General features: G+C 40.6%; 21 protein-coding genes. 14 read left to right on the top strand and 7 right to left on the bottom strand.

Going from position 1 to position 18280, the window contains the following annotated elements; translation table 11 throughout:
- Nucleotides 1-123: 123 nt before the first annotated feature.
- Both glyS and D8837_RS02825 read left to right on the top strand, forming a co-directional pair.
- Nucleotides 124-2160, top strand: a complete 2037-nt coding sequence (glyS, locus tag D8837_RS02820; RefSeq protein ID WP_125456136.1) for a glycine--tRNA ligase subunit beta — start codon at nt 124-126, stop codon at nt 2158-2160.
- A gap of 41 nt (nt 2161-2201) precedes the next feature.
- Entirely contained in the window at nt 2202-2459 is a 258-nt protein-coding gene (locus tag D8837_RS02825) for a DUF896 family protein (protein WP_000371284.1), read from the top strand.
- Nucleotides 2460-2571: 112 nt separating this feature from the next.
- Here the strand turns inward: D8837_RS02825 and D8837_RS02830 are convergent, their stop codons facing one another.
- Genes D8837_RS02830 through D8837_RS02840 form a run of 3 tightly spaced genes read right to left on the bottom strand, consistent with a single transcriptional unit; the run spans nt 2572 to nt 5417 of the window.
- The gene (locus D8837_RS02830; protein ID WP_045607182.1) at nt 2572-3810 is read right to left on the bottom strand and encodes an NAD(P)H-dependent oxidoreductase; all 1239 of its coding nucleotides are present in this window, start codon (nt 3808-3810) and stop codon (nt 2572-2574) included.
- 18 nt (nt 3811-3828) lie between these two features.
- Nucleotides 3829-4434 (bottom strand): NADPH-dependent FMN reductase, encoded by a 606-nt coding sequence (locus D8837_RS02835; RefSeq protein ID WP_000915951.1) that lies wholly within the window; start codon nt 4432-4434, stop codon nt 3829-3831.
- A gap of 59 nt (nt 4435-4493) precedes the next feature.
- A complete protein-coding gene (locus D8837_RS02840) occupies nt 4494-5417 on the bottom strand; it encodes an FAD:protein FMN transferase (protein WP_125456137.1) in 924 nt (307 codons plus the stop codon).
- 307 nt (nt 5418-5724) lie between these two features.
- Between D8837_RS02840 and nox the strand changes: the two genes are divergently transcribed.
- The 3 genes from nox to pdxT all read left to right on the top strand — a co-directional run bounded on the left by nox (nt 5725) and on the right by pdxT (nt 8712).
- A complete protein-coding gene (gene nox / locus D8837_RS02845) occupies nt 5725-7101 on the top strand; it encodes a H2O-forming NADH oxidase (protein WP_125456138.1) in 1377 nt (458 codons plus the stop codon).
- Between the two features lie 153 nt (nt 7102-7254).
- Nucleotides 7255-8130, top strand: a complete 876-nt coding sequence (gene pdxS, locus D8837_RS02850; RefSeq protein WP_000138517.1) for a pyridoxal 5'-phosphate synthase lyase subunit PdxS — start codon at nt 7255-7257, stop codon at nt 8128-8130.
- Entirely contained in the window at nt 8131-8712 is a 582-nt protein-coding gene (pdxT, locus tag D8837_RS02855; RefSeq protein ID WP_125456139.1) for a pyridoxal 5'-phosphate synthase glutaminase subunit PdxT, read from the top strand.
- 20 nt (nt 8713-8732) lie between these two features.
- Here the strand turns inward: pdxT and trhA are convergent, their stop codons facing one another.
- Together trhA and D8837_RS02865 are read right to left on the bottom strand one after the other, a co-directional pair.
- Nucleotides 8733-9380 carry a PAQR family membrane homeostasis protein TrhA gene (trhA, locus tag D8837_RS02860; protein WP_125456140.1) on the bottom strand — a complete coding sequence of 216 codons (648 nt, stop codon included), beginning with the start codon at nt 9378-9380 and terminating at the stop codon, nt 8733-8735.
- On the bottom strand, nt 9380-9823 hold the full coding sequence (locus D8837_RS02865; RefSeq protein ID WP_125456141.1) for a DUF1836 domain-containing protein: 444 nt from the start codon (nt 9821-9823) through the stop codon (nt 9380-9382). The genes trhA and D8837_RS02865 overlap by 1 nt, the downstream gene beginning before the upstream one ends.
- A gap of 134 nt (nt 9824-9957) precedes the next feature.
- Here D8837_RS02865 and D8837_RS02870 point away from each other — a divergent pair, with 134 nt between their 5' ends.
- The 7 genes from D8837_RS02870 (at nt 9958) to trxB (ending at nt 14310) form a co-directional block, all read left to right on the top strand.
- Nucleotides 9958-10452 carry a GNAT family N-acetyltransferase gene (locus D8837_RS02870; protein WP_119947007.1) on the top strand — a complete coding sequence of 165 codons (495 nt, stop codon included), beginning with the start codon at nt 9958-9960 and terminating at the stop codon, nt 10450-10452.
- The gene (locus D8837_RS02875; protein ID WP_125456142.1) at nt 10452-10961 is read left to right on the top strand and encodes a methylated-DNA--[protein]-cysteine S-methyltransferase; all 510 of its coding nucleotides are present in this window, start codon (nt 10452-10454) and stop codon (nt 10959-10961) included. Before D8837_RS02870 ends, D8837_RS02875 begins: the two co-directional genes overlap by 1 nt.
- Before the next feature lie 12 nt (nt 10962-10973).
- Entirely contained in the window at nt 10974-11330 is a 357-nt protein-coding gene (locus D8837_RS02880; RefSeq protein ID WP_125456143.1) for an arsenate reductase family protein, read from the top strand.
- A 157-nt stretch (nt 11331-11487) separates the two neighbouring features.
- A complete protein-coding gene (locus D8837_RS02885) occupies nt 11488-12288 on the top strand; it encodes an amino acid ABC transporter permease (RefSeq protein ID WP_001103449.1) in 801 nt (266 codons plus the stop codon).
- Nucleotides 12288-13031: an amino acid ABC transporter ATP-binding protein gene (locus D8837_RS02890; RefSeq protein WP_000590982.1), complete on the top strand. Its 744-nt coding sequence runs from the start codon at nt 12288-12290 to the stop codon at nt 13029-13031. The genes D8837_RS02885 and D8837_RS02890 overlap by 1 nt, the downstream gene beginning before the upstream one ends.
- Nucleotides 13032-13108: 77 nt before the next feature.
- Nucleotides 13109-13333, top strand: a complete 225-nt coding sequence (locus D8837_RS02895) for a DUF4059 family protein (protein ID WP_000926599.1) — start codon at nt 13109-13111, stop codon at nt 13331-13333.
- A 65-nt stretch (nt 13334-13398) separates the two neighbouring features.
- Nucleotides 13399-14310, top strand: coding sequence for a thioredoxin-disulfide reductase (gene trxB, locus D8837_RS02900; RefSeq protein ID WP_125456144.1), 912 nt, complete (start codon nt 13399-13401; stop codon nt 14308-14310).
- A gap of 236 nt (nt 14311-14546) precedes the next feature.
- On the opposite strand, the gene rlmB is transcribed toward trxB, so the two are convergent.
- Nucleotides 14547-15275, bottom strand: coding sequence for a 23S rRNA (guanosine(2251)-2'-O)-methyltransferase RlmB (gene rlmB / locus D8837_RS02910; RefSeq protein WP_125456146.1), 729 nt, complete (start codon nt 15273-15275; stop codon nt 14547-14549).
- A 44-nt stretch (nt 15276-15319) separates the two neighbouring features.
- Nucleotides 15320-15931, bottom strand: a complete 612-nt coding sequence (def, locus tag D8837_RS02915; protein ID WP_125456147.1) for a peptide deformylase — start codon at nt 15929-15931, stop codon at nt 15320-15322.
- A gap of 174 nt (nt 15932-16105) precedes the next feature.
- Here def and D8837_RS02920 point away from each other — a divergent pair, with 174 nt between their 5' ends.
- Together D8837_RS02920 and D8837_RS02925 are read left to right on the top strand one after the other, a co-directional pair.
- The gene (locus D8837_RS02920; protein WP_125456148.1) at nt 16106-17431 is read left to right on the top strand and encodes a CapA family protein; all 1326 of its coding nucleotides are present in this window, start codon (nt 16106-16108) and stop codon (nt 17429-17431) included.
- Nucleotides 17432-17452: 21 nt separating this feature from the next.
- Nucleotides 17453-18280 (top strand): HAD family hydrolase, encoded by an 828-nt coding sequence (locus D8837_RS02925; protein ID WP_125456149.1) that lies wholly within the window; start codon nt 17453-17455, stop codon nt 18278-18280.

Here is an 18280-nt window from a genome sequence, read left to right on the forward strand (position 1 = left end):
CTGTTGGAAATCTTGATCAATTTAGTATTAGATTTCCATACAGACTCACAAAGTTAGTTAGCGACGTCCCCAGTACCTAAGGTGCATATCAAAAAAGATTGAAGAAAATGTAAAGGAAAAAACATGACAAAAAACTTATTAGTAGAACTCGGTCTTGAAGAATTACCAGCCTATGTTGTCACACCAAGTGAAAAACAACTAGGCGAAAAAATGGCAGCCTTCCTTAAGGAAAACCGCCTGTCTTTTGAAGCCATTCAAACCTTCTCAACACCACGTCGTTTAGCTGTTCGTGTAACTGGTCTTGCAGACAAACAGTCTGATTTGACAGAAGATTTTAAGGGGCCAGCAAAGAAAATTGCTTTGGATAGCGATGGAAACTTCACCAAAGCTGCTCAAGGATTTGTTCGTGGCAAAGGTTTGACGGTTGAAGATATCGAATTCCGTGAAATTAAGGGTGAAGAATATGTCTATGTTACCAAGGAAGAAGTGGGCCAACCAGTTGAGAACATTGTTCCTGGTGTTGTAGATGTCTTGAAGTCCTTGACTTTCCCTGTCAGCATGCACTGGGCTAACAATACCTTTGAATACATTCGTCCTGTTCACACTTTAACTGTTCTTTTAGATGAAGAAGAGTTTGATTTGGATTTCCTTGATATCAAGGGAGGTCGTGTCAGCCGTGGTCATCGTTTCTTGGGGAAAGAAACCAAAATTCAGTCAGCATTGAGCTATGAAGAAGACCTTCGTCGTCAGTTTGTAATCGCAGATCCACGTGAACGTGAGCAAATGATTGTTGACCAAATCAAGGAAATTGAGGCAAAACATGGTGTACGTATCGAAATTGATGCGGATTTGCTGAATGAAGTCTTGAACTTGGTTGAATACCCAACTGCCTTTATGGGAAGTTTTGATGCCAAATACCTTGAAGTTCCAGAAGAAGTTTTGGTGACTTCAATGAAAGAACACCAACGTTACTTTGTTGTTCGTGATCAAGACGGTAAACTCTTGCCAAATTTCATTTCTGTTCGTAATGGAAATGCAGAGCATTTGGAAAATGTCATCAAAGGAAATGAAAAAGTTTTGGTAGCCCGCTTGGAAGATGGTGAATTCTTCTGGCGTGAAGATCAAAAATTGGTGATTTCTGACCTTGTTGAAAAATTAAATAATGTAACCTTCCATGAGAAGATTGGTTCCCTTCGTGAACACATGATTCGTACGGGTCAAATCGCTGTACTCTTGGCAGAAAAAGCAGGTTTATCAGCTGATGAAACAGTTGACCTAGCCCGTGCAGCAGCCATTTACAAGTTTGACTTGTTGACAGGTATGGTTGGCGAATTTGACGAGCTCCAAGGAATTATGGGTGAGAAATATGCCCTTCTTGCTGGTGAAACTCCAGCGGTGGCAGCTGCTATTCGTGAACACTACATGCCTACTTCAGCTGAAGGAGAACTTCCAAAGAGCAAGGTTGGAGCCATTCTAGCCATTGCAGACAAATTGGATACGATTTTGAGTTTCTTCTCAGTAGGCTTGATTCCATCAGGTTCTAATGACCCTTATGCCCTTCGTCGTGCGACCCAAGGTGTGGTTCGTATCTTGGATGTCTTTGGTTGGCACATTGCTATGGACGAGCTGATAGATAGCCTTTATGCATTGAAATTTGATAGCTTGACTTATGAAAATAAGGCAGAGGTTATGGATTTTATCAAGGCTCGTGTTGATAAGATGATGGGCTCTACTCCAAAAGATATTAAGGAAGCAGTACTTGCAAGTTCGAACTTTGTTGTGGCAGATATGTTGGAAGCAGCAAGTGCTCTTGTAGAAGCAAGCAAGGGAGAAGACTTTAAACCATCTGTTGAATCCCTCTCACGTGCTTTCAACTTGGCTGAGAAAGCAGAAGGCAATGACACGGTTGATCCTGCTCTCTTTGAGAATGAAGAAGAGAAAACCTTGGCTGAAGCAGTAGAAATACTCGTTTTATCAGGTTCTGTAAGTCAGCAATTGAAACAGCTCTTTGCGCTTAGTCCAGTTATTGATGCTTTCTTTGAAAATACCATGGTTATGGCCGAAGATCAGGCTGTCCGTCAAAATCGTTTGGCTATCTTGTCTCATTTGACTCAAAAAGCAGCTAAGCTTGCTCGTTTTAACCAAATTAACACTAAATAAAATTTGATAAATGGACTTTATCTTATCACGAAGGAGAAGAAATGGATCCGAAAAAAATTGCTCGTATCAACGAGCTTGCTAAAAAGAAAAAAGCAGAAGGCTTGACCCCAGAAGAAAAAGTAGAACAAGCCAAACTACGTGAGGAGTACATCGAAGGTTATCGTCGCACTGTTCGTCACCACATCGAAGGGATCAAAATTGTGGACGAAGAAGGAAACGATGTTACACCAGAAAAACTACGTCAGGTCCAACGTGAAAAAGGATTACATGGTCGTAGTCTCGATGACCCAAATTCATAATAAGTATTCTTTCTTTTAACAAAGATAGGTGAAATAATAATTAAAAGACTAGCAGACACAAACTGCTAGTCTTTTGTCACTAAAAAAGGAACCAAAATGGTTCCTAAAAGTATTAGTTACTTGCGCCAGATGTAGCGTCAGCGCCACCACCGTGACCTCCAGCATCACCTGCATCAGAAGCTCCAGATGTGGCATCTGCTCCGCCATGTCCTCCAGCAGGAGCTGCAGCATTTCCACCAACTAGACGTTGACCAGTTGTATTGAGGTACCAATCAAGCCATGGTTGGAAATTAAAGATAATCTCATTAATTCCAGCATATGAGCCATCTGGATAGTACATTGCTTGGTAATTATGGGTATTAATAACACCTTCAGGTGTTCCTGGCACAATTGTACGGACATATTCTTGATCTCCGTTACGCAATACGCCGACAACCCATTCAACGTTTTTCATTCTAGAATCTGGCAATGTACCGTGTACTGTCCCTAATCTATTTCCTGATTGAGCACGGACACGTTTACCAAACATTGTATCTGGGTCTTGGTGTGCGTTATTAAAGTACAAGAATTGATTATTATCATCTGCAAATGTCAATTCAAATGGCATTGCTTTCAAGAACATGTCAAGTTGGTTAACTGTCAAGATACCGTGGTCTAATTTAACGTAAGTATCTCCAGAAACAGCTCCAACAAGTTCAGCAGCTTTTTCTACCCATTCAGGATCATCTGGATCAACACCTTGGATAGTAGTTGCAATTGAATTTGTACAATATAAATCTTCTGGCTCAATTGGTTTTGGTTTTTTCAATTTTGAAACGACTCCCACATATTTTACAAAGTTGTCCAAGCATGTTTCAAGGAAATTAACAGTTCCTTCATTCGTGATATTTCCATTAACATCAAAAGCTTCTTTAGCTTTACCAAGAAGGAATTCATTTCCTGGAAGAGTGTAGGCATTGACACCTGGAGCGTCAAGAATCTTACGAAGGTGAACTTGGGCACGAGAAGTACCTTGGTCATAGTAAGAAGCACCCACAATCATGACTGGTTTGTTTTCAAATGGATGAACTTCATATGAAAGCCATTCAAGAACAGATTTTAGGGAAGCTGAGATTGTGTGGTTGTGCTCAGGAGTAGCGATGATAACACCATCAGCACGCGTAATTCTGTTATACAAGAGACGCAATTGGAAGCTTTCGTCCCATTTTTCGTCTTGGTTAAACATTGGAACTTCATCAATTTCGAGAACTTCTAATTCAAATTTGAGTTTGAAGTGACGACGGATGAATTCCAAGAGTTTACGGTTATATGATTGATCGTAGTTTGATCCTACAAGTCCAACAAATTTCATTCTTTTTGGTCTCCTATCTTACAAATTTTCCCAGTCAAAGTCTTCAGCATCTTTGCGAAGTAGGGCTTGTGCGTTGCGCAATTTTTCTGTGATTTTTACAAAGATACGGAAGTCGTCAAAAGTGGCATCCAGTTTTTTAATAACATCAAGATCTACTAAATCTCCACTTGGGTTGAAGGCTTGAAGAGAATGTGAAAGCAAGAATTCATCAGGAAGGACACTTGCTTTGATTTCTGGTGCATTTAAGATTTGACGAAGTTGTAATTGGGCGCGTGATGAACCAAGTGTACCATATGAAGCACCTGTAATCATGATTGGTTTGTTCAAAAGTGGATAGATACCATAAGACAACCAAGCAAGAGCGCTCATCAAAACAGCTGGGATAGAGTGGTCATACTCAGGAGTACCAATAATAACGCCATCTGCCTCTTCAATTTTAGCAGCTATTTCTAGAATTTCAGCAGGTACTTGCTTGTCAGCTGGTTTGTTAAAGACAGGAATGTCTTTAATTTCAACAAGTTCAATTTCAGCTTTTTCAGCAAAGTGTTTTTGCATGTATTGAAGCAATTGACGGTTTGTAGAACGTTTTGAATTTGTTCCAACAATAGCAATAAGTTTTAACATGAGATTTCCTTTCTCTTTTTACATAATACGAATTTAAAACTCCATTGAAACAGTTGTTTCTATAGAGTAGGAACTCCTGAAGAACAGCTTAGGTGACCTTCCTTATCAATCAGAATCGCTTCGATTCCCTCCAAACTTTCGACTTGCCAGAGGATAGAAGCAGGTCTTTCTCCAAAGAGTCGAGTTGTCCAGATTTCACCATCAACTGACTTATCAGAGATGATTGTGAGACTAGCGAGTTCTGTTTCAGCAGGATAGCCTGTTTGGCTGTCAAAAATGTGATGGTAATCTTTTCCATCGACTGTCAAGTGACGTTCATAAATGCCTGAAGTTACGACAGACTTATTGACAACAGGAATGGTCATTAAGTGATTGCCCCTCGGATTGGCTGGGTCTTGAATACCGATTTGCCAAGCTTGATCACCTCTTGCCTGATTTTTTCCAATGGTCAGGATATTCCCTCCCAGATTGATCAAGGCAGACGTCACTCCCTCTTCTCTCAGAAATTGGGCAACTTTATCCGCACTATAACCCTTGGCTAAACAACCAAGATCGATCTTCATTCCTTTTTGTTTTAAAAACACAGTGGAAGTGGAAGAATCTAACTCGATATAATGAGGATTGATTAAAGGTAGCACCGATTCAATTTCTTGGGGTTGGGCCACTTTGGCATCTGAAAAGCCGATACGCCATGTTTGAATCAAGGGACCAATGCTGATGTTGAGATGACTAGAGGGAGCTAGGCTATGCTCTAAACCAAGTGAAATCAGGTCGAACAGGTCTGGATGAACCTTGACTGGAGCTATTCCAGCTTGATGATTGATTTCCATCAACTCAGATTCTTGACTATTGGCATTGAAGCGGTATTCGAGCTCTTTGAGTAAATCAAAGGATTTTTGGAGCAAGCTATCGGCTCGCTCATCCACTAATGAAATCGTGATAGTGGTTCCCATTAGGCGTTCAGAATGTGAACTAAGAGGCAAGCTACCAACTCCTTTCTCTTATGAAAAGAAGGTTAAAATATAGTAAATTTATGAAAAATGAACCCCTTACATTTTCTTTCCATGATACTAGCATACCATAAAGTCAGCGTTTTCACAAATGAAATTTGTAAACTTGTCAAGAAATATGCTCAGAAAATAAATAGTAATTGTAAGAAAGGCTGATAAAATACAGATTATTTACATTTTTTTACAAAAAAATCGGGAAAATTAGCTAAACTCTTGTAAACGCTAACAGTAAATGTTATACTAGAAGAGTAAATTTTTAATTAAAGGTAGGAATTTTTCTATGAGTAAAATCGTTGTAGTTGGTGCTAACCACGCTGGTACAGCATGTATTAATACTATGTTGGATAATTTTGGTAATGAGAACGAAATCGTTGTATTCGACCAAAACTCTAACATCTCTTTCCTAGGATGTGGAATGGCCCTTTGGATTGGTGAACAAATTGACGGTGCTGAAGGCTTGTTCTATTCTGATAAAGAAAAATTGGAAGCTAAGGGTGCTAAGGTTTACATGAATTCACCAGTTCTTTCAATCGACTATGATAACAAAGTAGTTACAGCTGAAGTTGAAGGAAAAGAACACAAAGAATCATACGAGAAATTGATTTTTGCTACGGGTTCTACACCAATCTTGCCACCAATCGAAGGTGTTGAAATTGTTAAAGGAAACCGCGAATTTAAAGCAACTCTTGAAAACGTACAATTCGTGAAATTGTACCAAAATGCTGAAGAAGTTATCAATAAACTTGCTGACAAGAGTCAACACCTTGACCGTATCGCCGTTGTTGGTGGTGGTTATATCGGTGTTGAACTTGCTGAAGCCTTTGAACGTCTTGGAAAAGAAGTTATCCTTGTTGATATCGTTGATACTGTCTTGAACGGTTACTATGACAAAGACTTCACACAAATGATGGCGAAGAACTTGGAAGACCACAACATCCGCTTGGCGCTTGGTCAAACTGTTAAAGCAATTGAGGGTGACGGTAAAGTTGAACGCTTGATTACTGATAAAGAAACTTTCGATGTGGATATGGTTATCCTTGCAGTTGGTTTCCGTCCAAATACTGCTCTTGCTGATGGTAAGATTGAACTCTTCCGTAACGGTGCTTTCCTTGTAAACAAGAAACAAGAAACTTCACTTCCTGGTGTATTTGCTGTTGGAGACTGTGCGACTGTTTATGACAACGCTCGAAAAGACACAAGCTACATCGCACTTGCTTCAAACGCAGTTCGTACTGGTATTGTTGGTGCTTACAACGCTTGTGGATATGAATTGGAAGGAATCGGTGTTCAAGGTTCAAACGGTATCTCAATCTACGGTCTTCACATGGTTTCAACTGGTTTGACCCTTGAAAAAGCAAAAGCAGCAGGTTACAATGCGACTGAAACAGGCTTTAACGATCTTCAAAAACCAGAATTCATGAAACATGATAACTATGAAGTAGCAATCAAGATTGTCTTTGACAAAGATAGCCGCGAAATTCTAGGTGCGCAAATGGTCTCACACGATTCTGCAATCAGCATGGGAATTCACATGTTCTCGCTTGCTATTCAAGAACATGTGACAATTGATAAATTGGCATTAACAGACCTATTCTTCTTGCCACACTTCAACAAACCATACAACTACATCACAATGGCTGCACTTACTGCTGAATAATAAAAATGAATGAGCTATCTGGCCTTAAGTTAAGGTCAGGTAGTTTTTTAGCAAATCTGTACCCATACAATTAAGTTTTTTTTATCTTGTGATTCATTCTAATCTGACTTAAAATGAAATGGTAGATACAATACAAATGATGGGGATAAAGAAATGACTGAAAATCGTTATGAATTAAATAAAAACTTAGCACAAATGCTTAAAGGTGGCGTTATCATGGATGTGCAAAATCCTGAACAAGCTCGTATTGCAGAGGCCGCTGGTGCGGCTGCTGTGATGGCCTTGGAGCGGATTCCAGCTGATATTCGTGCAGCTGGTGGGGTTTCCCGTATGAGTGATCCAAAGATGATTAAGGAAATCCAAGAAGCGGTTAGCATTCCAGTAATGGCCAAGGTCAGAATCGGGCACTTTGTTGAAGCTCAGATTTTAGAGGCTATTGAGATTGACTATATCGATGAGAGTGAAGTTTTATCTCCAGCAGACGACCGTTTCCATGTGGATAAGAAAGAATTCCAAGTTCCTTTTGTCTGTGGGGCTAAGGATTTGGGTGAAGCCTTGCGTCGTATCGCTGAAGGTGCTTCTATGATTCGTACCAAAGGAGAACCAGGGACAGGAGACATTGTTCAAGCTGTTCGTCATATGCGTATGATGAATCAGGAAATTCGCCGCATTCAAAACTTACGAGAGGACGAACTTTATGTTGCTGCTAAGGACTTGCAGGTACCTGTAGAATTGGTTCAATACGTCCATGAACATGGAAAATTGCCAGTTGTAAACTTTGCGGCTGGAGGCGTTGCAACGCCAGCAGATGCTGCGTTGATGATGCAATTAGGGGCAGAGGGTGTCTTTGTCGGTTCAGGTATTTTCAAGTCAGGAGATCCTGTTAAACGAGCGAGTGCCATTGTCAAAGCGGTAACTAACTTCCGTAATCCTCAAATCCTAGCTCAAATCTCTGAAGATCTAGGCGAAGCCATGGTTGGTATTAATGAAAATGAAATTCAAATTCTCATGGCAGAGCGAGGAAAATAGATGAAAATCGGAATATTGGCCTTGCAAGGGGCCTTTGCAGAACATGCAAAAGTGCTAGATCGATTAGGTGTCGAGAGTGTTGAAATCAGAAATTTAGAAGATTTTCAGAAACATCAGAGTGATTTGTCGGGTTTGATATTACCTGGTGGGGAGTCTACAACCATGGGCAAGCTTTTACGAGACCAAAACATGCTGCTTCCCATTCGAGAAGCAATTCTATCTGGTTTACCAGCCTTTGGAACCTGTGCAGGCTTGATTTTGCTGGCTAAGGAAATTGCTTCTCAGGAAGAGAGTCATCTAGGAACTATGGATATGGTGGTCGAGCGCAATGCCTATGGGCGCCAACTAGGAAGTTTCTATACGGAAGCAGAATGTAAGGGAGTCGGTCAGATTCCAATGACCTTTATCCGTGGTCCGATTATCAGCAGTGTTGGAGAGGGTGTAGAAATTCTAGCAACAGTTGATAATCAAATCGTTGCTGCTCAAGAAAAAAATATGTTAGTGACCTCTTTTCATCCAGAATTGACTGATGATGTGCGCTTGCACCAGTACTTTATTAATATGTGTAAAGAAAAAAGTTGAGATTGAATTTCTCAACTTTTTTACATGTAATAAACAATGGCAATGTATTGGAGGGCAGACGCAGCTAGGATAAAGAGATGCCAAATCATGTGGAAATAAGGTTTTTTCTTGGCGTAAAATCCAGCCCCAACTGTATAACAGAGTCCACCGCTTACCATGAGACTCCAGAAAATTGGCATTGTTTGACTGATAATGGCAGGAATGATAGCTACAACCAACCAGCCCATAATCAGGTAAAGAGCAAGGCTAAATTTCTCATTGACTTTTTTAGCAAAGATTTTATAGAGAATACCAAAGATGGTCGTTCCCCATTGGATGGCAATAATTAGATAGCCAAACCAGTTATTCATTAAGGTCAAGACGACTGGCGTATAAGAGCCTGCAATAGCAACATAAATCATAGAATGGTCAATGATTCTCAAGACATATTTGTGGGTCGAACCATAGGCCATAGAGTGATAAATGGTGGATGATAGGAACATGAGAAAGAGACTAATAACAAAAATGGAAACGCCGATAGAGGATAAAAATCCGTGTGTCTCATAACTATAGGTGGATGAAATAGGCAGTAAGATGAGCATGATGATTGCACCCACAGCATGGGTCACGCTATTTGCAATCTCCTCTCCAAAACTGAGTTGTTTGCTGAGCTTTAGGCTTGTATTCATTAGATTTCCTCCTCTTGAGTATGATCGATTAAGGCTAGAGTTTGATGATAGAGTTTAACGGTTTGACAGCTACTTTGGATAATAGGGTTAGCTGGGTCAATTCCTTGGTTCATGTAGTCCACAAAAGCATCGTAGAGTTGGTCTGAACTGGCTTGACTTTGTAGAGTATTCAGTGTCTGGGCTATTTCTTGAATAGAGAATACCGACTTGAGGGTTGTGATAGCAATCAAACGGGCAATCTGTTGGCGTTGGTATTTTTTCTTGTCAGGCTTTGTCAGGTAACCATGTTTGACATAATTGTTGACCATGGATGCTGTCAGGCCCTTGTCTTTTTCAGGAGAGATAGGGGCGCAGACCTGATTGACATAGAGCAAAACTTGGTCCAGATAGAGGTCAATGTTTGGAATTTCTGCCCATTTTGGGTAGGAAAAGGTAGTTTTCATTTTCAAATCCTTTTTATCTAGTTTTAATAACTAGATTATAAAATAATAAAAACAGAAAGTCAAGTTTTAACTGCTTGTAGAAAGACTTAAATTATGCTATGATGGGAGAAACTAGTCAGAAATGAGGAGAAAAGATGGAGATTCGTTTAGCTTTTCCAAATGAAGTAGATGCCATCATGCAGGTGATGGAAGATGCTAAAAAATGTTTAGCAGATGCTGGTAGTGACCAGTGGCAAAATGGCTATCCAAATGCTGATATTATTATTGAGGATATTATCTCAGGTCAAGCCTATGTAGCCTTGGAAGAGGGAGAACTACTAGCATATGCAGCTGTGACCAAAAGTCCAGAGGCAGCCTATGAAGCCATTTATGAAGGAAAATGGCAAGCTGGAGAGTCAGAGTACCTAGTCTTTCACCGTATTGCTGTGGCTGCAGATGTGCAGGGACAAGGAGTTGCTCAAACCTTCTTAGAGGGTTTGATTGAAGGTTTTGACTATCTAGATTTTCGCTCAGATACGCATGCAGAAAACAAGGCCATGCAGCATATCTTTGAAAAACTAGGTTTTAAACAGGTTGGTAAGGTTCCAGTTGATGGCGAACGCTTGGCCTATCAAAAATTGAAGAAATAATGCAAAAGAAGTACGTAAAAATGCTCTACTTTTCGCCAATTGGTATTCTATCACTGGTAGCTGATGACCATTATTTGTATGGAATTTGGGTACAGGAGCAGAAGCATTTTGAGAGGGGACTAGGAGATGAGACGATAGAAGCGGTTGTTAGTCATCCCATTTTAGACCAAGTTATTGCTTGCTTAGATGATTACTTTAAAGGCAAGTCTCAGGATTTATCCAATTTGCCCTTGGCTCCAATCGGAACAGATTTTGAAAAGCGAGTTTGGTCCTATTTACAGGAAATTCCTTATGGTCAGACAGTGACCTATGGACAAATAGCACAAGATTTGCAAGTGGATTCTGCTCAAGCAATTGGTGGAGCGGTAGGGCGCAATCCTTGGTCTATCCTAATACCTTGTCATCGTGTGCTGGGCGCAGGCAAGCGTCTGACAGGTTATGCTGCAGGAGTGGAAAAGAAAGCTTGGCTCTTGGAGCATGAAGGTGCAGTTTTTAAAGATATAAAATAGAAAGTGAAAGACATGTTAGAATTTATCGAATACCCAAAATGTTCAACTTGTAAAAAAGCAAAACAAGAATTAAACCAACTCGGTGTGGACTATAAAGCTGTCCATATCGTCGAAGAAACACCTAGCCAAGAAGTCATTTTAAACTGGATAGAAACCTCAGGTTTTGAGTTGAAGCAATTTTTTAACACTAGTGGAATCAAATACCGTGAATTGGGGCTGAAAGATAAGGTAAGAAGCCTGTCAAACCAAGAAGCGGCTGAGTTGCTAGCAAGTGACGGTATGTTGTTAAAACGACCGATTTTAGTAGAAAATGGAACTGTTAAGCAAATCGGTTATCGAAAAGCTTATGAAGAATTGGGATTGAAATAGTTTTTATCTATCTCTTTGATAGATAAAATATATAGCCTCCCTGTTTCAAAGTATGATAAACTAGTAGGTAGACAAAGTCTGTACCTGACCGTAGCAAATAATTTCATTGACGGCAGAAGTATGGTAGAATGAATCATTATCAGGAGAGGATGTTTTTATGAATGTTACAACGATTTTAGCATCAGATTGGTACCAAAACTTGATGCAATTGATTCCGGATGGCAAGCTGTTTAGCTTGCGTTCGGTCTTTGATGGAATTCCGAGAATTGTCCAACAACTTCCAACAACGATTATGTTGACAATTGGTGGTGCTCTTTTTGGCTTGGTTTTAGCACTTCTTTTTGCCATTGTGAAAATCAATCGTGTCAAAATTTTATATCCCTTGCAGGCCTTCTTTGTTAGTTTCTTAAAAGGGACACCGATTTTGGTCCAACTCATGTTGACCTACTACGGAATTCCTTTGGCTTTGAAAGCTCTCAATCAGCAATGGGGAACTGGTCTCAATATCAATGCAATTCCAGCTGCAGCTTTTGCGATTGTAGCCTTTGCTTTTAATGAAGCAGCTTATGCCAGTGAAACCATTCGTGCAGCCATTCTTTCAGTCAATCCTGGTGAGATTGAGGCGGCACGCAGTCTGGGTATGACCCGAGCACAAGTTTATCGTCGCGTAATTATTCCAAATGCAGCAGTTGTGGCAACTCCAACCTTAATCAATTCCCTAATCGGTTTGACCAAGGGAACTTCTCTAGCCTTCAGTGCGGGTGTTGTGGAAGTCTTTGCCCAAGCTCAGATTCTAGGTGGAGCTGATTACCGCTATTTTGAACGCTTTATTTCCGTTGCCCTTGTTTATTGGGTAGTCAATATCGGAATTGAAAGCCTCGGTCGTTTCATCGAGAGAAAAATGGCTATTTCTGCACCCGATACAGTGCAAACAGATGTGAAAGGAGACCTTCGTTAATGATTAAGATTTCGAATTTAAGCAAATCCTTTTCAGGACAGACTGTCTTGGATCATCTGAACTTGGATATTCAAAAAGGGGAAGTTGTAGCCTTGATTGGTTCTTCAGGAGCTGGAAAATCAACTTTCCTTCGCAGTCTCAATTATCTTGAAACACCTGACAGTGGCTCTATTCAGATTGATGATTTCTCAGTTGATTTTTCTAAGATTACTCAAGAAGAAATCCTTGCCCTACGCCGTAAGCTGTCTATGGTTTTCCAACAGTTTAATTTGTTTGAGCGCCGTACAGCACTTGATAATGTGAAAGAAGGCTTGGTTGTTGTCAAGAAATTATCTGACCAAGAAGCGACTAAGATTGCCAAGGAAGAGTTGGCTAAGGTTGGGCTTTCTGACCGTGAAAACCATTACCCTCGCCATTTATCAGGTGGACAAAAGCAACGGGTTGCCTTAGCGCGTGCGCTCGCTATGAAACCAGATGTCTTGCTCTTAGACGAACCAACTTCAGCCCTTGACCCAGAATTGGTCGGTGAAGTAGAAAAGTCTATTGCAGATGCTGCTAAGTCAGGACAGACTATGATTTTAGTCAGTCACGATATGTCCTTTGTAGCCCAAGTTGCTGATAAGATTCTCTTCTTAGATAAGGGGAAAATCATCGAGTCTGGAACACCTGATGAGATTATCCACCATCCTAAAGAAGAGCGGACAAAAGAATTCTTCGCTAGTTACAAACGAACTTATATTTGATATAATAGATAGAGGAAAACTCAGTTAGCTGGACTAGCTGAGTTTACTCTTTAAAAAAGATAGAAATGAGAGAAATCATGCTACTGCAACTATTTTCTTTATATTTCGAGAGTTTGATCTTGACTACCATCCTCGTCCTGATTTTTTTAGGGATTTGGATTGGACTGAGAGCCATGTCGGGAGTTGATAAGACAGCCAAGGCTCGCCAAGCCCATCTCTATGATATGATTATGATTGGGGTCTTGGTTGTTCCAGTATTATCCTTTGCGGTTATGAGTTTAATTCTTGTTTTCAAGGCATAATCCTTGCGTGATTGACAAGAAAGAGTTAGAATAAAGATAGTTACAACAAGAAAGAAGGAAACTATATGTACGATACTATTATTATCGGTGCTGGACCTGCAGGGATGACTGCGGCCTTGTATGCTGCTCGAAGCAATTTGAAAGTAGCCTTGATTGAAGGCGGTCTGCCAGGTGGTCAGATGAATAATACCTCTGATATCGAAAATTACCCAGGATATGCTAATATTAGTGGGCCAGAATTGGCAGAAAAGATGTTTGAACCGCTTGAAAATCTTGGTGTTGAGCACATTTATGGCCATGTTGAAAATGTCGAAGACCATGGTTCTTTTAAGAAAGTGATTACTGATGACCAAACATATGAAACACGTACAGTTATCGTAGCAACTGGTTCTAAACACCGTCCTTTGGGAGTACCTGGAGAAGAAGAACTGAACAGTCGTGGTGTTTCTTACTGTGCCGTGTGTGATGGTGCTTTCTTCCGTGACCAAGATTTGTTGGTAGTTGGTGGTGGAGATTCAGCTGTTGAAGAAGCCCTCTTCTTGACTCGTTTTGCTAAGACTGTTACCATTGTTCACCGTCGTGACCAACTTCGTGCCCAAAAAGTTTTACAAGACCGAGCCTTTACGAATGAGAAAATCAGCTTTATCTGGGATTCTGTAGTGAAGGAAATAAAGGGTGAAAACCGAGTAGAATCTGTCGTTTTTGAAAATGTGAAAACAGGTCAAGTGACAGAACAAGCCTTCGGTGGCGTTTTTATCTATGTTGGATTGGACCCTCTTAGCGATTTTGTTAAAGAATTGAATATCCAAGATCAGGCTGGCTGGATTGTGACAGATAACCACATGAAAACTGCAGTTGACGGTATTTTTGCAGTTGGAGATGTTCGCTTGAAAGACCTTCGCCAAGTAACAACAGCAGTTGGAGATGGAGCTATCGCTGGTCAAGAAGCCTATAAATTTATTACAGAACATAGTTAATATACTTCGAAAATTTCTTCAAAACACGTCATCTTCGCTTTGCCGTAGGTATGGGTACTGACTTCGTCAGTTCTATCCACAACCTCAAAACAGTGTTTTGAGCTGACTTCGTCAGTCTTATCTACAACCTCAAAGCAGTGCTTTGAGCCGTCTACAGCTAGCTTCCTAGTTTGCTCTTTGATTTTCATTGAGTATAATCATAAAAAAGTTTCCAATCAGATGACTGGAAACTTTTTTTATAGTCTATTTCGAAAAACTTCGTACATGAGAATGGCTGCAGCAACACTGGCATTGAGACTTTGAACATGTCCATTCATCGGAATGGTAATCATTTCATCGACCTGTTTTTTGATGTTGCTAGAGATGCCTTTTCCTTCATTTCCGATGATGAGGGCAATTTTCCCTTTTGTATTCCACTTATGGCAAGGAGTACCATTCATATCCGTTCCAAAGGTCCAGAATCCTTCATCCTTGAGTTTGTCCATAGTTTGGCTCAGATTGGTCACTCGAGCGATTGGAACGTGCTCAATAGCACCTGTGGCTGTTTTAGCAACGACAGGAGTAACTCCGACAGCACGGTGCTTGGGAATGATGACTCCTGAAACATTGGTCGCATCGGCTGTTCGCAAGATAGAACCTAGATTATGGGGGTCGGTTAGCCCGTCCAGAATTAATAGCAAAGGATTTTCTTCTTGGCGTGTTTTGGCAAGGATGTGATCCAGCTCGCTATAGGCAAATTCAGACACTCGTAGAACAAAACCTTGGTGGACAGCACCTTCAGTCATCTCAGAGAGGGATTTTTTTGAAGTCCAAGAAATAGACACCTTCTTTTCTGTAGCCAATTCCTTGACTTTCTCAAGATTCTTACCTCGGAGATCTTCTTGAAGGTAGAGTTTATTGCCAGTATTTGCAAGGAGTGCTTCGGTAACGGCGTGGACGCCATAGACAATATCATTTGTTTTCATGCCTCTATTATAACACAAAACCCCGTCTTACAACGGGATTTTCTTTATTCTAGAATTAGTAAACCATCTTTAACTGCAAATGGGTCTTTTTCATTGATACGATCGTAAAACATGATACCGTTAATGTGGTCAATTTCATGCTGAACAACGATGGAGTTGTAGCCTTTGAGTTTGATACGGTGTTTTTCTCCATCCTTGTCAAAGTAGTCAACAGTAACGCGGGCATGGCGAACAACATAGCCAGGCACGTTACGGTCAACAGATAGGCAACCTTCTCCTTCGCCAAGAGCAGCGTCTTGAACCGAGTGAGAGACGATTTTTGGATTGTACATAATAGCTTGCAAGTCGTAAGCTTCCTGTGGAGTTTCGCCTTCTTCGACAATGTTTGGCACCAAAACAGCGATAATACGTTTTGAGATATCTAATTGAGGAGCAGCAAGTCCAACCCCACCGCGGAGCCCCATTTTTTCAGCCATGACAGGATCTTGGGAATGTTTGAGGAATTGCATCATCTTTTCGCCAAGGATGATTTCCTGATAAGATAGGGGGAAAGTAACTTCCTCAGCAACTGCGCGTAGAGTAGGATTCCCCTCGCGAATAATATCGTTCATATCAATTAAGTGAGCAGCTTTTGTAATACGTTCTATTGCAGACATTTTCTCTCCTTTCATTACCTCTACATGATATCACAAAATGACAAGGATTGAAAGCATTACGGCATCGAGCTTTTATAGAAAATGCCTAGTAGGTTCGATTCAATTGTGAAAGAATTACCTATCTGTGATATAATAAAAAGAAAAGGCTTGCATTAGAAAGTAGGGAGAATAAAGATGCAAAGAAGACAAGATAGACATAAACGTGGACCAGTTTTTCGTTTTATGAGGGGTTTTGTAAACTTTTTTAGGAGTTATCGCAAGTGGAGTAATAAGGGATTTGTGGCGATACTCTTGCTAGCAGTTGCTTTATCAATGGGCTTGGTCTTGTTGTTTGAAAGTTTCCAAGGAATCCCCTTAACCAGTCAAAAAAAGGATGCCATTTCTCAAGAAGCAAATAAGACGAATCAAAGTTCTAAAGATCAGGAAGAAGAAACAAGTGCTCGTATCATGGCCCATGGAGATTTACTTTACCATGATATTATCTATATGTCAGCTAAAAAGGAAGATGGCAGCTATGATTTTCATGAGAATTTTGAATACGTAACTCCTTGGCTTAAGCAGGCAGATTTGGCTATAGGTGATTTTGAAGGGACCATTAATAAAGATCATTATCTAGCTGGCTATCCTTTATTTAATGCTCCTGTTCAAGTAATGGATGCTATTAAAGATGCTGGGTATCATGTTTTAGATCTAGCCCATAATCATATTTTAGATTCTCAAATTGAAGGAGTTATTTCAACGGCAGATGCAATTGAAAAGGCAGGAATGACACCTATTGGAGTTTATACGCACGAGTCACGTGATCAAGCTCCACTCGTTATCAAGGAAGTGAACGGTATCAAGGTTGCACTTTTGGCTTATTCTTATGGATTTAATGGAATTGAGCAAAGTATTTCTCAAGAAGATTATAACCGCTATCTTTCAGACCTAAATGAAGATAAGATGAAGGCTGAAATTGAGCGTGCAGAGAAGGAAGCGGACATTACTGTTATCATGCCTCAGATGGGTGTGGAGTATCGTATAGAACCTACTGAAGAGCAAAAGGCTTTGTACCACAAGATGATTGATTGGGGAGCGGATATTATCTTTGGAGGCCATCCACACGTAGTTGAGCCATCAGAGACTGTTGAAAAAGATGGAGAGAAAAAACTTATCATCTATTCTATGGGAAACTTTATCTCTAACCAACGTATTGAAACAATGACTGGTGTAGACAATGCGAAGTGGACTGAGCGTGGTGTTCTTATGGATGTAACTGTCAAGAAAAAAGGTGGAAAAACAACTATTGAAACAGCTAAAGCTCATCCTACTTGGGTCAATCGAACACCAAAAGGAACTTTTTCACCAGAAGGATATCCTCTATATCATTACCAAACCTATATCTTAGAAGACTTTATCGAGGGTGGCAGTCATCGTGATCAGTTGGATGAAGCGACTAAGGAACGAATTGATACAGCCTATAAAGAAATGAACGAACATGTGGGATTGAAGTGGGACTAGCTTAAATCCAGAGGAAAGTAAATGACGATTAAGGTAATTGCGACAGATATGGATGGGACCTTGCTGGATGCTAGAGGCCAGCTTGATCTCCCACGCTTGGAAAAGATTTTAGATCAGTTGGATCAAAGGGGCATTCGTTTTGTCATCGCGACGGGAAATGAAATTCACCGCATGAGGCAACTACTGGAGCACTTGGTAAATAGAGTGGTTCTGGTTGTTGCCAATGGCGCTCGTATTTTTGAAAATAATGAATTGATTCAGGCACAGACTTGGGATGATGCCATTGTCGATAAGGCTTTGGCTCATTTCAAGGGTCGAGCGTGTCAGGACCAGTTTGTTGTAACGGGGATGAAGGGTGGTTTCGTCAAAGAAGGTACGATTTTTACAGATCTTGAAAGTTTTATGACTCCAGAAATGATTGAAAAATTCTACCAACGGATGCAGTTTGTGGATGAGTTAACATCTGATCTCTTTGGTGGTGTGCTCAAGATGAGCATGGTTGTTGGTGAGGAGCGTTTGAGTTCGGTCTTGGAAGAAATCAATGACCTCTTTGATGGCCGTGTTCGGGCTGTATCGAGTGGCTATGGTTGTATTGATATCCTCCAAGCTGGAATTCATAAAGCATGGGGCTTGGAAGAATTACTCAAGCGTTGGGACTTGAAGCCCAAACAAATCATGGCTTTTGGTGACAGTGAAAATGATGTTGAAATGCTTGAAATGGCTGGCATTGCCTATGCGATGGAAAATGCTGATGATAAGGCCAAAGCTGTGGCGACTGCTCTAGCGCCAGCCAACAGCCAAGGAGGAGTTTATCAAGTCTTGGAAAACTGGTTAGAAAAAGGAGAATGA

The sequence above is a fragment of the Streptococcus mitis genome (genome assembly GCF_003942965.1).
Classification (GTDB): domain Bacteria; phylum Bacillota; class Bacilli; order Lactobacillales; family Streptococcaceae; genus Streptococcus; species Streptococcus mitis_BH.

Excerpts from the sequence above, each read along its gene's own strand:
- glyS (WP_125456136.1), top strand. The coding sequence starts at position 124 with ATGACAAAAAACTTATTAGTAGAACTCGGTCTTGAAGAATTACCAGCC.
- D8837_RS02825 (WP_000371284.1), top strand. The coding sequence starts at position 2,202 with ATGGATCCGAAAAAAATTGCTCGTATCAACGAGCTTGCTAAAAAGAAA.
- D8837_RS02830 (WP_045607182.1), bottom strand. The coding sequence starts at position 3,810 with ATGAAATTTGTTGGACTTGTAGGATCAAACTACGATCAATCATATAAC.
- D8837_RS02835 (WP_000915951.1), bottom strand. The coding sequence starts at position 4,434 with ATGTTAAAACTTATTGCTATTGTTGGAACAAATTCAAAACGTTCTACA.
- nox (WP_125456138.1), top strand. The coding sequence starts at position 5,725 with ATGAGTAAAATCGTTGTAGTTGGTGCTAACCACGCTGGTACAGCATGT.
- pdxS (WP_000138517.1), top strand. The coding sequence starts at position 7,255 with ATGACTGAAAATCGTTATGAATTAAATAAAAACTTAGCACAAATGCTT.
- pdxT (WP_125456139.1), top strand. The coding sequence starts at position 8,131 with ATGAAAATCGGAATATTGGCCTTGCAAGGGGCCTTTGCAGAACATGCA.
- trhA (WP_125456140.1), bottom strand. The coding sequence starts at position 9,380 with ATGAATACAAGCCTAAAGCTCAGCAAACAACTCAGTTTTGGAGAGGAG.
- D8837_RS02865 (WP_125456141.1), bottom strand. The coding sequence starts at position 9,823 with ATGAAAACTACCTTTTCCTACCCAAAATGGGCAGAAATTCCAAACATT.
- D8837_RS02870 (WP_119947007.1), top strand. The coding sequence starts at position 9,958 with ATGGAGATTCGTTTAGCTTTTCCAAATGAAGTAGATGCCATCATGCAG.
- D8837_RS02875 (WP_125456142.1), top strand. The coding sequence starts at position 10,452 with ATGCAAAAGAAGTACGTAAAAATGCTCTACTTTTCGCCAATTGGTATT.
- D8837_RS02880 (WP_125456143.1), top strand. The coding sequence starts at position 10,974 with ATGTTAGAATTTATCGAATACCCAAAATGTTCAACTTGTAAAAAAGCA.
- D8837_RS02885 (WP_001103449.1), top strand. The coding sequence starts at position 11,488 with ATGAATGTTACAACGATTTTAGCATCAGATTGGTACCAAAACTTGATG.
- D8837_RS02890 (WP_000590982.1), top strand. The coding sequence starts at position 12,288 with ATGATTAAGATTTCGAATTTAAGCAAATCCTTTTCAGGACAGACTGTC.
- D8837_RS02895 (WP_000926599.1), top strand. The coding sequence starts at position 13,109 with ATGCTACTGCAACTATTTTCTTTATATTTCGAGAGTTTGATCTTGACT.
- trxB (WP_125456144.1), top strand. The coding sequence starts at position 13,399 with ATGTACGATACTATTATTATCGGTGCTGGACCTGCAGGGATGACTGCG.
- rlmB (WP_125456146.1), bottom strand. The coding sequence starts at position 15,275 with ATGAAAACAAATGATATTGTCTATGGCGTCCACGCCGTTACCGAAGCA.
- def (WP_125456147.1), bottom strand. The coding sequence starts at position 15,931 with ATGTCTGCAATAGAACGTATTACAAAAGCTGCTCACTTAATTGATATG.
- D8837_RS02920 (WP_125456148.1), top strand. The coding sequence starts at position 16,106 with ATGCAAAGAAGACAAGATAGACATAAACGTGGACCAGTTTTTCGTTTT.
- D8837_RS02925 (WP_125456149.1), top strand. The coding sequence starts at position 17,453 with ATGACGATTAAGGTAATTGCGACAGATATGGATGGGACCTTGCTGGAT.